This is a genomic window from Ligilactobacillus animalis KCTC 3501 = DSM 20602, from assembly GCF_001434535.1.
Classification (GTDB): domain Bacteria; phylum Bacillota; class Bacilli; order Lactobacillales; family Lactobacillaceae; genus Ligilactobacillus; species Ligilactobacillus animalis.
Genome location: NZ_AYYW01000057.1, coordinates 25,408 through 39,657 on the forward strand (window position 1 = coordinate 25,408; position 14,250 = coordinate 39,657).

The window sequence follows — 14,250 nt, forward strand, 5'->3', positions numbered from 1 at the left end:
ATGGAAAAATAATGTAACCTTGAAATTCCAAGGTTTAAATGTTATAATTACTTTTGTATTTTGATAACTCGTGAGAGTGAGCAGAGATGCTCACTCTTTTTATTGGAATAAAAAATGCGTTACAATAGAGTTGCAAGTTATTTTAGAGGGGGCTAATGCGTGAGTGTTGTAGAAACAGTAACGAAGCTAGTTACACCGATCTTGGATGATCATCACTTTGAATTAGTTGATATCGAATTTGTCAAAGAAGGAAAAAGTTGGTATTTGCGTGTCTTTATCGACAAAGAAGGGGGCATCAACATCGAAGAATGTGCCCTTGTTAGCGACCAACTTAGTGAAAAGTTGGATAATTGTGATCCAGATCCAATTCCACAAGCTTATTATTTGGAAGTTTCTTCGCCAGGGGCAGAACGACCATTGAAAAAAGAAAAAGATTATGAGCGTGCTTTGAACTCATATATCAATGTTTCACTTTACCAACAGCTCGATGGTAAGAAAGTATATGAAGGAACAATGACAGCATTGTCCAAAGATGAGTTGACACTTGAATATATGGATAAGACCCGTAAAAAAACAATCACGATCCCACGCAAGCAAATTGCTAAGGCGCGGCTCGCAATTAAATTTTAAAAGATTATTTTTACAAGGAGAATCAAACCATGAGTAAGGAATTACTTAACGCATTAGATGCGCTTGAAACAGAAAAAGGAATCAAAAAAGAAGTTGTGATCGATGCGTTGGAACAGGCTTTAGTTTCAGCTTACAAGCGAAATTACGATAAAGCCCAAAACGTAGAAGTTGAATTTGACAAGCGTAAAGGTGACATCAAAGTCTATTCCGTCAAAGAAGTTGTCAACAATGTCTTTGACTCACGCTTGGAAGTTAGCTTAGAAGATGCATTAGAGATCAACAAGGCTTATGAAGTTGGTGATACGATCCGCTTTGAAGTGACACCACGTGATTTTGGACGGATCGCAGCTCAAACAGCTAAGCAAGTGATCATGCAACGTGTGCGTGAAGAAGAGCGCCAAATGATCTATGATCAATACAGCAAGTATGAAAATGAGATCGTTTCTGGTGAAGTTGAACGCCATGATAGCCGTTATATCTATGTCAATTTAGGCAATGTTGAAGCTGTTTTATCTAAAAAAGATCAAGTGCCAGGTGAAGTTTACAAATCACATGATCGGATCAAAGTCTACATCTACAAAGTTGTGGATCCATCAGCTAACAACAATGAACCAGAAGTTGAAAATAAAGATGGTAAGAAGCGCCGCAAGAATCGTGGACCACAAGTTTACGTTAGTCGTTCTCACCCAGATCTATTGAAACGTCTATTTGAAAACGAAGTACCTGAAATTTTTGACGGTACAGTTGAGATCAAATCGATCGCACGTGAAGCTGGTGATCGTGCTAAAGTGGCTGTTTACTCAGCAGAAGAAGGCGTTGATCCGATCGGAACATGTGTCGGCCCACGCGGTGAACGTGTTCAAGCAATCGTCAATGAATTGAATGGTGAAAAGATGGATATCATTGAATGGAGTGAAGATCCAGCTAAGTATATCTCAAACGCTTTGAACCCAGCTAATATCGTTGAAGTTCGCTTTGATCCTGAAAATGAACGTGTCTGCACGGTGATCGTGCCAGATGATCAACTTTCACTTGCGATCGGTAAGCGGGGGCAAAATGCTCGTTTAGCAGCGCATTTGACTGGATACAAGATCGATATCAAATCCGAATCCGATATGGCTGCTTTAGAAGCAAATGCTGAGCTAGCTGATGAAGCAGAAGTTTCAGTTGAAACAACTGAAGAATAGGGGGCACAAACATGGCACAACGCAAGATCCCAATGCGCAAAGATATCGTTACTGGTGAAATGAAACCTAAAAAAGAACTTGTACGCGTCGTGAAAAACAAAGAAAATGAAGTAAGTCTCGATCCAACTGGTAAAAAAGCTGGCCGGGGTGCATATATTCATTTAGATGTAGCTACCGCAAAGAAAGCTCGGGAACAAAAGACTTTTGATAAAGTTTTTGGTGTTAAGATCGAACCTGCTTTTTATGATGAGCTAGTAGCATATGTCGATCACCAAGTTGCACGAGCAGAGTTATTTGGCAATGGAAAATAAGATACAACAACAAAAAGCTCTAAACTTATTGGGATTAGCCCGGAAAGCTGGCAAGTTGACTACAGGCCAAGACCTGGTCTTAGCAGCGATTCGTTCCGGAAAAGCTAAAGTCGTGCTGATGGCAAACAATTGCGGGCAAAGTACCCAAAAGAAATTCACTGATAAGTGCAAGAGCTATGATGTAGCATTAACAACAGAATTTACAAAACAGGAATTAAGTGCTGCGATCGGCGCCAAGCGTTCATTGATCGCAGTTACCGATCCTGGTTTTGGGAAGAAGATACGCCAGCTTCTTTTTTCTTGATCGAAGGGTACAAAGCTTATTCGGTCAGGGATCGAGTAGGTGTGTATTCTTGAAAATAAGGAGAGTGAAGTCATGAGTAAAAAAAGGATTTATGAACTGGCTAAGGAATTAAACGTTAGCAACAAAGAAGTAATTGAAGTTGCAAAGAAAAATGGTTTTAAAGTTGGTAACCACATGTCATCTTTAGACCAAGCTGCTGAAGCTAAAGTAAAAGCTTCATTTGTTAAACCAGTTAAATCTAGTTCACAACAGCAGGCGACTCCTAAAAAAGAAAACAGCGAGAAAAAACAAAATGTTGCTGTAAACAAAAACTCCCAAAATGCGCGGAATAATAACCATTCTAAGCATCAAAACCAAGCATCCGCACAAAGAAATAATGAAAGGCATTCAGGGAAGCGTATGGAAAAAAACAACAACAATAATAACAACGCGAATAATACAAAACATCGCGGTAATAATTCCCAAGGCAATAGCCAAAACAACAACAGTCAAAAGAAAAACAAGTTTTCAAACAATCGCTTTGGCGGGAATAATAACAATCATAAGTTCAATAAAAAGAACAAGAAAAACAAAAATAAGAAGTTCAATCAAAAGAACAATAAACCAGCAGTTCCTCCACGTAAAAACAAGCCATTACCAGAAGTTTTGGTCTATACGGTCGGCATGAACGTAGCAGATATTGCTAAAAAGATCCACCGTGAACCAGCTGAGATCATCAAGAAATTATTTATGATGGGTGTTATGGTCAACCAAAACCAATCCCTTGATAAAGATACGATCGAGATCTTAGCAGCTGATTACGGTATCAAGGCAGAAGAAAAAGTTGAAGTTGACGTAGCTGACATCGATAAATTCTTTGAAGAAGAACAAAATAATCAAGATAATTTAACTTCACGCCCACCAGTTGTAACGATCATGGGTCACGTTGACCACGGTAAGACAACGTTATTGGATAAATTACGGCATACCAATGTTACAGCAGGCGAAGCTGGTGGTATCACCCAACATATCGGTGCTTACCAAGTGCGTCACTCAGGCAAGACGATCACATTCTTGGATACCCCAGGACACGCGGCCTTTACCAACATGCGGGCTCGTGGGGCAGACATCACTGATATCACTGTCTTAGTTGTTGCAGCTGATGACGGTGTAATGCCACAAACGATCGAAGCTATCAACCACGCTAAGGCTGCTAATGTGCCGATCATCGTTGCGGTCAATAAGATCGATAAGCCAGGTGCTAATCCAAACCACGTCATGGAACAATTATCCGAGTATGAATTGATCCCTGAAAGTTGGGGTGGCGATACGATCTTCGTTGAGATCTCAGCTAAATTCAATAAGAACTTAGAAGAATTACTCGATATGATCTTACTTGAAGCTGAAATGCTCGAATTAAAAGCCAATGCTAAACAACACGGTGCAGGTTCTGTTATTGAAGCTCGTTTAGATAAAGGTAAGGGTTCTGTGGCCTCATTACTTGTACAACATGGTACCTTACATGTTGGTGACCCGATCGTTGTGGGTAATACCTTTGGTCGTGTGCGGACGATGACTGATGCTCGTGGTCGTTCGATCAAGAAAGCAACTCCAGCGACTCCAGTTGAGATCACTGGTTTAAACGATGTTCCTGATTCTGGTGATCGTTTCATCACATTTGATGACGAAAAAACAGCACGGGCAGCTGGTGAAGAACGTGCTAAACGTGCCTTGATCAAGGAACGTAACCAAACGACACATGTGACCTTAGATAACTTGTTTGATACCTTAAAAGAAGGCGATCTAAAGGAAGTTGATCTGATCATCAAAGCCGACGTGCAAGGTTCAGCTGAAGCTTTAGCACAAAGCTTTAAGAAGATCGATGTTGAAGGTGTTCGCGTAAACATCATCCACCAAGCAGTTGGTGCGATCAACGAATCTGACGTTACTTTGGCCGAAGCTTCAAATGCTATCATTATCGGTTTCAACGTACGTCCAACGCCACAAGCTAAGATCCAAGCTGAAAGTGATAAGGTCGATATTCGTTTACACAACGTTATCTATAAGGCGATCGATGAAGTTGAAACTGCGATGAAGGGTATGTTAGAACCAGTCTTTGAAGAAAAAGTCATCGGTGAAGTTGAAATTCGTGAAACTTATAAAGTATCTAAGTTAGGTACGATCGGTGGGGGCTATGTCACAGATGGCTATATCCAACGTGATAGTGGTGTCCGTGTTATCCGCGATGGTATCGTGATCTATGAAGGTCAACTTGCTTCACTTAAACGTTTCAAAGATGACGTTAAGCAAGTAAAACAAGGCTACGAATGTGGTCTGATGATCAAAAAATACAATGATATCAAAGTAGGCGATCGTATCGAAGCTTACGTGATGGAAGAAGTTCCACAAGACTAATATTTGATTTGAGGAGGAATTTGAATGGCACAACATTATCGTGTGGGTCGGTTATCACAAGAGATCCAAAGGGAAGTCAATGATATTTTGACTAAGCGTGTGCGTGATCCTCGAGTACAAGGCGTGACGATCACGGGCGTAGAAGTGACAGGTGACTTGCAACATGCAACGATCTACTACAGTACATTATCTAATTTGGCTTCTGACGCTGAAAAAACACAGATCGGTTTAGATAAAGCAACAGGTTTGATCAGACGTGAATTGGGTCAACGCTTGCGTATTTATGTAACGCCTGAAATTAAATTTGAACGGGATGAATCAGTGCGTTACGGTGATCATATCGATGAGCTTTTAAGTAAGCTACACCAGCAAGAAAGTAATCCTTATTGATCGATCATGATTTAAAAATTATGTGTAGATAAAAAGAAGCTGGAAAAATTTTTCTAGCTTCTTTTTTTAGAAAAGAGAGGTAAAAGATGGACGGGATCCTTCCTTTGAATAAAGATCGTGGTATGACGAGCCATGATGCAGTTTTTAAATGCCGGAAAATTTTTAAAACGCGTAAAGTTGGTCATAGTGGTACGCTTGATCCTAATGTCGATGGTGTCTTACCGATCTGTATCGGTAGAGCGACCAAGGCAGTTAATTACTTGATGGCGTCAGGAAAAGTTTATAAAGGTGAGATCATCTTAGGTTTTTCAACGGAAACTGAAGATCTTGATGGTGAAGTTGTTGCTAAAAAAGCTATCGAACGACCATTTAGTCAGGAGCAGATCGACCAAGCAATGGCACAGTTGACGGGGGAGATAGTTCAGATCCCACCGATGTATTCTGCAGTCAAGGTCAACGGTAAACGACTTTACGAATACGCACGTGCTGGGCAAAGTGTTGAACGCCCTAAAAGAAAGATCACAGTCGCTTATTTTAAGCAGACTAAGCCAAGCACCTATGATGCAACTAAACAACAACAAACGCTTTATTTTGAAGTTGGCTGCGGTAAAGGAACTTATGTAAGGACGCTAGCGTTAGATCTAGGTGAAATCTTAGGTGTGCCAGCTGTAATGTCAGATCTGACACGTTTGCAAAGTGGGGACTTTGAGCTAGAGCAGAGTGTGACCCTCGAACAGCTGGCTAATGCCACGCCAGAAGAATTGGAAAACTACCTTTATCCACTTGAATATGCTTTTCGAAGCTATCCTAAGGTCATTTTGACTGAACAACAGTGGCAAAAGGTCCAAAATGGGGGCTTTTTACCAGCAAATATTTTTAAAGATAGGACAACGAAGATCTTGTTGATGTATGGCGATAAAGCACGGGCGCTTTATTATTATGATGATAAAAAAGGTGTTTTTCGTTCAGAACAAATGCTTGATCTAACTTAAAGAGGGTAACAGAGATGAAAGTTATTGAATTAGCTGAACCGTATGCTAAAAGTGAGATCTATCCGGGAAAGATCGTCTTAGCACTAGGCTTTTTTGATGGGGTCCATCGCGGACATCAAGCTGTGATCAAAGCAGCTAAACAGCAAGCTCAAAAAATGGGTGCTAAGCTAGCAGTGATGACTTTTGATCGGCATCCCAGCGCTATTTTCCAGCAACGTGATCCACAAACGATCCAATATTTGACGACTATCACCGAAAAATTATCGCTATTTGAAAAATTTGGCGCAGATATTGCTTATGTGGTCAAATTTGACGAAAAACTTGCTTATTTAAAACCTCAAGAATTTATCGATAAATATGTCGTGGGGTTAAATGCGGTAGGGATCACAGCCGGCAGTGATTACACTTATGGTCCCCATACGGTCGCTAATATGAAAAATCTACCTAAATATGCTAAAAATAGATTCGAGATCCAGACTGTCGAGTTACTAAAAGAAGATGAAAAAGTTGGTTCGACTGGGATCAGGGAAGCTTTGGCGAGTGGCAAAGTCGAACTTGCAGCCCACTATTTAGGCTATAATTACCAAACGACTGGGACGGTGATGCATGGTTTTGAACGCGGGCGCCAGATAGGGTTTCCAACTTTGAACATCGAAACGAGTCTTGCTAAACAATTGCCAGCAGTGGGAGTCTATGCCGTTGAAGTAGAATTGGATGGCAAACGATATCAAGGGATGGCTTCGATCGGTCATAATGAAACTTTTGGTGCTGATCTAGCTAAGACATTAGAAGTAAATCTCTTTGATTTTTCAGCGATGGTCTATGGCAAAAAAGTAACGGTCTATTGGAAAAATTATCTACGTCCAATGGTGAAATTTAATAGTATCGCTGAATTAGTCGTACAATTAGAGGATGATAAACGGCATTCTGAAGCATTACTCAATGTTCAAAATGAAAATTAGCACTCTGCTTGACAGATTGCTAAGAGTTGTGTATATTAATAATTGACTTAGCACTCCATAGTGTTAAGTGCTAAAAGAGGTGATCGTAGTGTTGACTGAGCGACAGTTATTGATCCTTGAAGCCGTGATCCGCAACTATACAGAAGCAGGGCAGCCGATCGGATCGAAGACTTTACAACAACAATTACCGGTCCATGTGAGTTCAGCGACCATTCGCAATGAGATGGCGGTTCTCGAACAGCAAGGATATATTGCAAAGGAGCATTCAAGTTCGGGGCGGATCCCTTCACTTAAGGGGTATCGATATTATGTCGATAATTTGATGAAACCTAGCAAGCTTGATCGTAATGCTTTGCATGATATTCGCAACTCTTTTGGAAATGAATTTCAGAAGATCGATGAGATCCTAGCTACTTCAGCTAAGATCTTATCCGATTTGACAAGTTATACTGCTATTTCGCTCAAACCTGAAGCTAAAGATCTACACTTAGAAGGTTTTAGACTTGTAGAGCTTGGCAATCAACAGGTAATGGTGATTTTGGTAACAAGTGACGGTACCGTTGAGAGTCAGACTTTTACGATGCCAAGTGGGATAAGTGGCAGTGAACTCGAAGCTGTTATCCGTCTGATCAATGATAAAGTTGTTGGTCTACCACTGAGACAGGTGATCGTCAGGCTTAATGAATGTTTGCCCCTTTTGAACCGTTACTTACATCAACCGGCTGGTTTCATTGATGTTTTTGGTAATATCTTGAACCGTGCAGTTAAGGAACAGGTTTATGTAGGGGGTAAGATGAATCTTTTGGATTTTTCCAAAGATGCCTCACTTGAACAGATAAAGTCGCTATATTCTCTAGTTGATCATGCTCAAGGGATCGGCAGTTTGGTGGACTCATCTAAAGATGGGATCTCCGTCAAGTTAGGTGATGAGTTACCAAGCATTTTGCTACAAAATTATAGCTTGATCTCTGCTACTTTTGATGACGGCAACCATGGACAGGGGACGATCGCGATCCTAGGTCCGACAAATATGCCATATTCAAAGATGATCGGTCTGATCACAGTTTTCCGTGATGAACTAACTAAGAGGATAAACGATTATTATCAAAAGTTTTAAATTAATTTTATAAGAAAAGGGGTGTTGATGTGGCAGAAGAAGAGATCAAAAATACTGCAGCAGAGCAAACAGCACCGGATGAAACTGAAGTAAAGAATGATTCAGTGGATGATCCAAAGAAAGAAGAAGCTGTCGATGAAGTCACAGCTTTGACTGATCAGTTAGCTGAACTGCAAAAAAAATATGATGAATTAGAAGATCGCTACTACCGTTCAGAAGCGGAAATGGCGAATATGACTAAGCGTTTCAAAAAAGAACAAGAACAACTTCTTCGTTATGAAGGGCAAGATCTAGCACGTGATATTTTACCAGTTGTCGATAATTTGACACGTGCCTTGCAAACAGAAGTTGAAGATGCTGGTTCTAAACAGCTCAAGCAAGGGATCGAGATCGTTGCAAGAGATCTCGATAAGGCCTTGCAAAGTAATAACGTGACAAAGATCGCTTCGTTAGGTGAAGAATTTGATCCGACGAAACATCAAGCGGTCAAGTCAGTACCGGTCGAAGAAGGGCAAACGCCTGAAACGATCGTCCAAGTCTTACAAGAGGGCTATATGTTAAAAGATCGCGTCTTACGTCCAGCAATGGTCGTTGTCGCACAATAATTTTGTAAAAGGGTGAATTTTTAATGTCAAAAATCATTGGTATTGACCTTGGGACAACTAACTCAGCAGTTGCTGTTCTTGAAGGTAAAGAAGCAAAAATTATTACAAATCCAGAAGGTAACCGGACAACTCCATCGGTTGTTTCATTTAAAAACGGTGAAACTCAAGTTGGTGAAGTGGCTAAACGTCAAGCGATCACTAACCCAAATACGATCAGCTCGATCAAACGTCACATGGGTGAAGCAGGTTATACAGCAGATATTGAAGGTAAAGAATACACACCACAAGAAATTTCAGCAATGATCTTGCAATACATCAAAGAATATGCTGAAAGCTACTTAGGTGAAGAAGTTACTCAAGCTGTTATCACAGTTCCAGCTTACTTCAATGACTCACAACGTCAAGCTACTAAAGATGCTGGTAAGATCGCTGGTTTGAAAGTTGAACGTATCGTCAACGAACCAACCGCAGCTGCTTTAGCTTACGGTTTGGACAAGCAAGACAAAGATGAAAAAGTTTTAGTCTTTGACCTTGGTGGTGGTACATTTGACGTTTCCATCCTTGAACTTGGTGACGGTGTCTTCCAAGTACTTTCCACAAACGGTGATACAAACCTTGGTGGGGATGACTTTGATAACAAGATCATCGATTGGTTAGTCGCAGAATTCAAGAAAGAACATGGTATCGATCTTTCAACTGATAAGATGGCAATGCAACGTCTCAAAGATGCTGCTGAAAAAGCTAAGAAAGACCTTTCTGGTGTAACTTCTGCACAGATCTCCTTGCCATTTATCACAGCAGGTGAAGCAGGTCCATTGCACTTAGAAACAACTTTAACACGTGCTAAGTTCAATGAATTGACACATGACTTGATCGAAAGAACTAAGATCCCTGTACGTAATGCTTTACAAGATGCTGGTTTAACAAATGCTGACATCGATGAAGTTATCTTAGTTGGTGGTTCAACACGTATCCCTGCAGTTAAAGAAGCTGTTAAAGCTGAAACTGGCCATACACCAAACGAATCTGTCAACCCTGATGAAGCTGTTGCTTTAGGGGCAGCTATCCAAGGTGGGGTCATCACAGGTGATGTTAAAGACGTTGTTTTACTTGATGTTACACCATTATCACTTGGTATCGAAACAATGGGTGGCGTCTTTACAAAATTGATCGATCGCAATACAACGATCCCAACATCTAAGTCACAAGTCTTCTCAACTGCCGCTGATAACCAACCAGCCGTTGATATTCACGTTTTACAAGGTGAACGTCCAATGGCAGCTGACAACAAGACTTTAGGTCGTTTCCAATTGACGGATATTCCAGCAGCTCCACGTGGTGTTCCTCAAATCCAAGTTACATTTGATATCGACAAGAACGGTATCGTAAATGTGTCTGCTAAGGATCTCGGCACTAACAAAGAACAAAAGATCACGATCAAGAGTTCATCTGGTCTATCCGATGAAGAGATCGATCGTATGGTCAAGGAAGCTAAGGAAAACGAAGAAGCTGACAAGAAGCGTAAAGAAGAAGTTGATCTACGTAACGAAGTAGATCAATTGCTCTTCCAAACAGATAAGACGTTAGAAGAGATCAAGGGCAAAGTGTCTGATGACGAAGTGAAGAAAGCTGAAGATGCACGTGATGCATTGAAGAAAGCTCAAGAAGAAAACAACGTTGAAGACATGAAAGCTAAGAAAGATGATTTGACAAAGATCATCCAAGACATGTCAGTCAAACTTTACCAACAAGCACAACAAGCTCAAGGCCAAGCTCAAGCTGATGGTGCATCTGCTAGCGACAACAACGCAGCTGATGATAACACAGTAGATGGCGACTTTAAAGAAGTCGATCCTGACGATAAATAATCGTTACAATGGCTAAATGAAAAGTCAAAGGCCCTTTGTGGACTTTGGCTTTTTATTTTTAAGCAGTTATGTTAATCTAAATTTAAGTGTAATTGCACGGCAAATAACCAATTATTTGGAGGAGAAACATGGAAAAGAATCCTTATGATGTCTTAGGTATTTCCAAAGATGCATCTGCTGATGAGATCAAGCGCGCTTATCGTAAACTATCGAAGAAGTATCACCCTGACTTGAACCATGAAGCTGGGGCAGAAGAAAAGTTCAAAGAGGTAAACGATGCTTATGAGATTTTAAGTGACCCACAGAAAAAGGCTCAATTTGATCAGTTTGGCTCGACTGGAGCTCAAGGCTTTGGCGGTGCTGGTCAAGGCTTTGGTGGCGGCTTTGAAGGTGGCTTCGGTGGATTTGACGATATTTTCAGTTCATTCTTTGGTGGTGGCGGTACTAGCCGTTCACGAACAGCACCACGTCAAGGCCGTGATCTGCAATATGAGATGAACTTGACCTTTGAAGAAGCAATTTTTGGCAAGACGACTGAAATTGAATATACTCGTGAAGAAGATTGTGACACATGTAACGGTACCGGTGCTAAACCAGGAACTTCACCTGTGACCTGTTCACACTGTGGTGGCCGTGGATTTGTCCAAGTTGAGCGCCAAACGCCACTTGGTCGTATCATGACTCAACAAGAATGTGATGTCTGTGGTGGTACCGGAAAAGAGATCAAAGAAAAGTGTACTACATGTCATGGTTCCGGCCATATCCGCAAGAAACATGCAGTTGAAGTCAAAGTACCAGCAGGGGTCGAAGATGGCAATCAAATGCGCTTACAAGGCCAAGGTGAAGCTGGGGTAAATGGTGGACCATACGGCGATCTATTTATCGTCTTTAATGTTGCGCCAAGTGATACTTTCAAGCGTGATGGCTCTGAGATCTATTTAGAGCAACCGATCACCTTTGTGCAAGCTACTTTAGGGGCTGAGATCCCAGTTAAGACTGTCCACGGGGATGTTAAGTTGAAGATTCCAGCTGGAACGCAAACGGGAACAACATTCCGTTTACGTGGTAAAGGTGCACCGAGATTGCATGGCACAGGCAATGGTGATGAGCGTGTCACAGTGAAAGTTCAAACACCAAAGAGCTTAAATAAACAACAAAAGATCGCTTTGAAGGCTTTTGCAGAAGCTTCTGGTGATGAAGTTGCTGATGAAGGAAACTTCTTAGATCGCTTAGTCAAGGCACTAAAAAATGAATAAGATCACAAGATAAAGATTTATAAATTTTATCTGAAAATGATTGACTTTAGTTATAAAAAAACGGTATAATTAATTTCGTTGCGATGGTCTGGTAGCTCAGTTGGATAGAGCAACGGTCTTCTAAACCGTAGGTCGTGAGTTCGAATCTCACCCGGATCATATCAAATGAAGTTAATTACCGTATAAAAAAGGCAAAACGTTGTTATATCAGCGTTTTGCCTTTTTTGTTATTTGGGAGAAATCGTTAAAAACAGTAAGTTGTAGTAAGAAAAGGGTAATGGGAGGGTGATGATCACCCCGCAAGATCATCCAATTTTGAGGTGATCGTTATATCATTTTTCTTCATATTCGTCGATCAGATATGCATAAACATCGACCGTAGTTGTAACTCTAAGCAGACATTATATCTTTTTAGTTCTGTTTGAATTAATTGTTTGGGTCACCAGTGTCATTAGGATCGGCATTAGCATTAGCTTCTGCATCTGCTTGTTTTCCTTTTTCAGTTGGCGTTCCATCCTGATTAAGATAGCCATTTTGCTTAGCCCATTCAATTTGATCTTGCACCCAAGGATCAGGATTTCCATATACATCAGTGCCAGGAGCATGGTCTTGACCGGGCATAACTTGGTTGCCTTGAGGATCGTACCCATTTTCTTGATTTAACTGGCTTTGTGATTTAGCTTGCTGAGGAGTACTATTGGAAGCTTGAGAATAGTTCTGTTGAGAACTAGAATATGTTGCTTGCTGCGAGGCAATTTGAGATTGTTGTGAAGCCCTTTTAGTTTCATTTTCGGCTTTAGACCTTGATTTGCTCTCGGCTTTCATCTTACTTTCGGAGGCTTTACGCTTACTTATAGCTTTCTCTTTAGAAGCCTCTTTTGCTAATCGTTCAGATTTAGCTTTGTGACTACTTGCACTTGATTTGTTGTTAGAATTATTAGTGCATCCAGCAAGTAGTAGGAGAGATAAGCTTGAAACTCCTAGCTTAATATAAATTTTTTTCAATATACCATCCCTTACTATATGTAATCAGCTTTTAATGTCATCAGTTTTTGGACTATATTGAAAATATTAGCTTCTTAGCAGGACATTTTACATAAAAAAATTACCTTCTGACAAATAGGGCAGAAGGTAAAACTGGTTCGCAAGAAGCCATCTTGCAATGAGACAGTGAAGCTTCGTGATATCTACGCATAAAGAATAAACGAAAAAATAGTAATTGTCAATGTGACAGCGGTGAGATGTAGTGCTATCTGCATTTTTTAGCTTGATTTTGGCTATTCTAGTCAATCTAGTATCAAGCATTATCTATGACTGGTTAAAAGACCATCGATAGATAACAACGTCCTGATCTGTTGGTTGGTTTTTCCACTTTTTAGAGCGTTTGGTTGAAATGATGCTTGTCCTAGCGATCTTACTCATTGGTGGTTTTATCTCGTTAGTTAGTTCGTTTTTTTAAAAATAAAATATTCAGTAATTTTTCCTAAAAATTAAGCTGTTTATTTTACAAGGGTATTAGTTAAATGTTATATTGTAAGCGTATTCATAATATAAAATTTATATTTTTGGAGGAATTAGTTATGGATCTAGCAAAATATATCGATCACACGATCTTGGCACCAAATGCAACCGAAGAACAAGTAGAAAAGATAATTTCTGAAGCGTTAGAATATGGCTTTGCGTCAGTCTGTATCAATCCATATTGGGTCAAAAAAGTAGCTCAGGGTTTAGCTGATAGTGACGTTGAAGTCTGTACAGTGATCGGTTTTCCTTTGGGCGCTAATAAGACCAGTATCAAAGTCAGTGAAGCTAAAGAAGCGATCGCTGATGGAGCCGATGAGCTTGATATGGTGTTAAATATCGGCGAGCTAAAGGCTAAACATTACGATGCGGTCAAAGCAGACATCAAAGCAGTAGTTGATGCGTGTCATGCAGAAAATAAATTGGTCAAAGTGATCATTGAAGCTTGCTTATTGACCGATGAAGAAAAGATCAAAGCTTGTGAATTGTCAAAAGAAGCTGGAGCTGACTACGTTAAAACATCCACTGGTTTTTCGACCGGTGGCGCAACAGTAGCTGATATTGAATTGATGCGAAAGACTGTTGGACCAGACATCGGTGTTAAAGCTTCTGGCGGTATCCATTCCAAAGAAGAAGCTTTAGCCTTGATCGAGGCTGGAGCTTCACGTTTAGGTGCAAGTGCAGGGATCAAGATCGTTAATAGTTAGGGTGTG

At 40.5% G+C, this 14,250-nt stretch carries 14 protein-coding genes and 1 tRNA gene; 14 read left to right on the forward strand and 1 reads right to left on the reverse strand.

Annotation, left to right across the window (positions count from 1 at the left end; all coding sequences use genetic code 11):
* The first annotated feature begins 159 nt into the window (after window positions 1–159).
* The 13 genes from rimP (at window position 160) to FC30_RS08055 (ending at window position 12,175) form a co-directional block, all read left to right on the forward strand.
* Window positions 160–630 carry a ribosome maturation factor RimP gene (rimP, locus tag FC30_RS07995; protein WP_004047998.1) on the forward strand — a complete coding sequence of 157 codons (471 nt, stop codon included), beginning with the start codon at window positions 160–162 and terminating at the stop codon, window positions 628–630.
* A gap of 29 nt (window positions 631–659) precedes the next feature.
* The gene (gene nusA / locus FC30_RS08000) at window positions 660–1,817 is read left to right on the forward strand and encodes a transcription termination factor NusA (protein ID WP_010689156.1); all 1,158 of its coding nucleotides are present in this window, start codon (window positions 660–662) and stop codon (window positions 1,815–1,817) included.
* 11 nt (window positions 1,818–1,828) lie between these two features.
* The gene (gene rnpM / locus FC30_RS08005) at window positions 1,829–2,128 is read left to right on the forward strand and encodes an RNase P modulator RnpM (RefSeq protein ID WP_010689155.1); all 300 of its coding nucleotides are present in this window, start codon (window positions 1,829–1,831) and stop codon (window positions 2,126–2,128) included.
* Window positions 2,118–2,432 carry a L7Ae/L30e/S12e/Gadd45 family ribosomal protein gene (locus FC30_RS08010; protein WP_010689154.1) on the forward strand — a complete coding sequence of 105 codons (315 nt, stop codon included), beginning with the start codon at window positions 2,118–2,120 and terminating at the stop codon, window positions 2,430–2,432. Before rnpM ends, FC30_RS08010 begins: the two co-directional genes overlap by 11 nt.
* A gap of 72 nt (window positions 2,433–2,504) precedes the next feature.
* The gene (infB, locus tag FC30_RS08015; RefSeq protein WP_010689153.1) at window positions 2,505–4,826 is read left to right on the forward strand and encodes a translation initiation factor IF-2; all 2,322 of its coding nucleotides are present in this window, start codon (window positions 2,505–2,507) and stop codon (window positions 4,824–4,826) included.
* Between the two features lie 24 nt (window positions 4,827–4,850).
* The gene (gene rbfA, locus FC30_RS08020; protein WP_004047989.1) at window positions 4,851–5,216 is read left to right on the forward strand and encodes a 30S ribosome-binding factor RbfA; all 366 of its coding nucleotides are present in this window, start codon (window positions 4,851–4,853) and stop codon (window positions 5,214–5,216) included.
* A gap of 86 nt (window positions 5,217–5,302) precedes the next feature.
* Entirely contained in the window at window positions 5,303–6,208 is a 906-nt protein-coding gene (gene truB, locus FC30_RS08025; RefSeq protein WP_010689152.1) for a tRNA pseudouridine(55) synthase TruB, read from the forward strand.
* A 14-nt stretch (window positions 6,209–6,222) separates the two neighbouring features.
* On the forward strand, window positions 6,223–7,170 hold the full coding sequence (ribF, locus tag FC30_RS08030; RefSeq protein ID WP_010689151.1) for a riboflavin biosynthesis protein RibF: 948 nt from the start codon (window positions 6,223–6,225) through the stop codon (window positions 7,168–7,170).
* Between the two features lie 88 nt (window positions 7,171–7,258).
* Window positions 7,259–8,287 (forward strand): heat-inducible transcriptional repressor HrcA, encoded by a 1,029-nt coding sequence (gene hrcA, locus FC30_RS08035; RefSeq protein WP_010689150.1) that lies wholly within the window; start codon window positions 7,259–7,261, stop codon window positions 8,285–8,287.
* Window positions 8,288–8,316: 29 nt separating this feature from the next.
* The gene (gene grpE, locus FC30_RS08040) at window positions 8,317–8,892 is read left to right on the forward strand and encodes a nucleotide exchange factor GrpE (protein WP_010689149.1); all 576 of its coding nucleotides are present in this window, start codon (window positions 8,317–8,319) and stop codon (window positions 8,890–8,892) included.
* A 23-nt stretch (window positions 8,893–8,915) separates the two neighbouring features.
* Entirely contained in the window at window positions 8,916–10,760 is a 1,845-nt protein-coding gene (gene dnaK / locus FC30_RS08045; protein ID WP_010689148.1) for a molecular chaperone DnaK, read from the forward strand.
* Window positions 10,761–10,888: 128 nt separating this feature from the next.
* Window positions 10,889–12,016, forward strand: a complete 1,128-nt coding sequence (gene dnaJ / locus FC30_RS08050) for a molecular chaperone DnaJ (RefSeq protein WP_010689147.1) — start codon at window positions 10,889–10,891, stop codon at window positions 12,014–12,016.
* 85 nt (window positions 12,017–12,101) lie between these two features.
* Window positions 12,102–12,175 (forward strand) — tRNA-Arg (locus tag FC30_RS08055).
* A gap of 267 nt (window positions 12,176–12,442) precedes the next feature.
* Here the strand turns inward: FC30_RS08055 and FC30_RS09785 are convergent.
* On the reverse strand, window positions 12,443–13,021 hold the full coding sequence (locus FC30_RS09785) for a hypothetical protein (protein ID WP_010689146.1): 579 nt from the start codon (window positions 13,019–13,021) through the stop codon (window positions 12,443–12,445).
* 575 nt (window positions 13,022–13,596) lie between these two features.
* Here FC30_RS09785 and deoC point away from each other — a divergent pair.
* A complete protein-coding gene (deoC, locus tag FC30_RS08065; RefSeq protein WP_010689145.1) occupies window positions 13,597–14,244 on the forward strand; it encodes a deoxyribose-phosphate aldolase in 648 nt (215 codons plus the stop codon).
* Window positions 14,245–14,250: the final 6 nt, after the last annotated feature.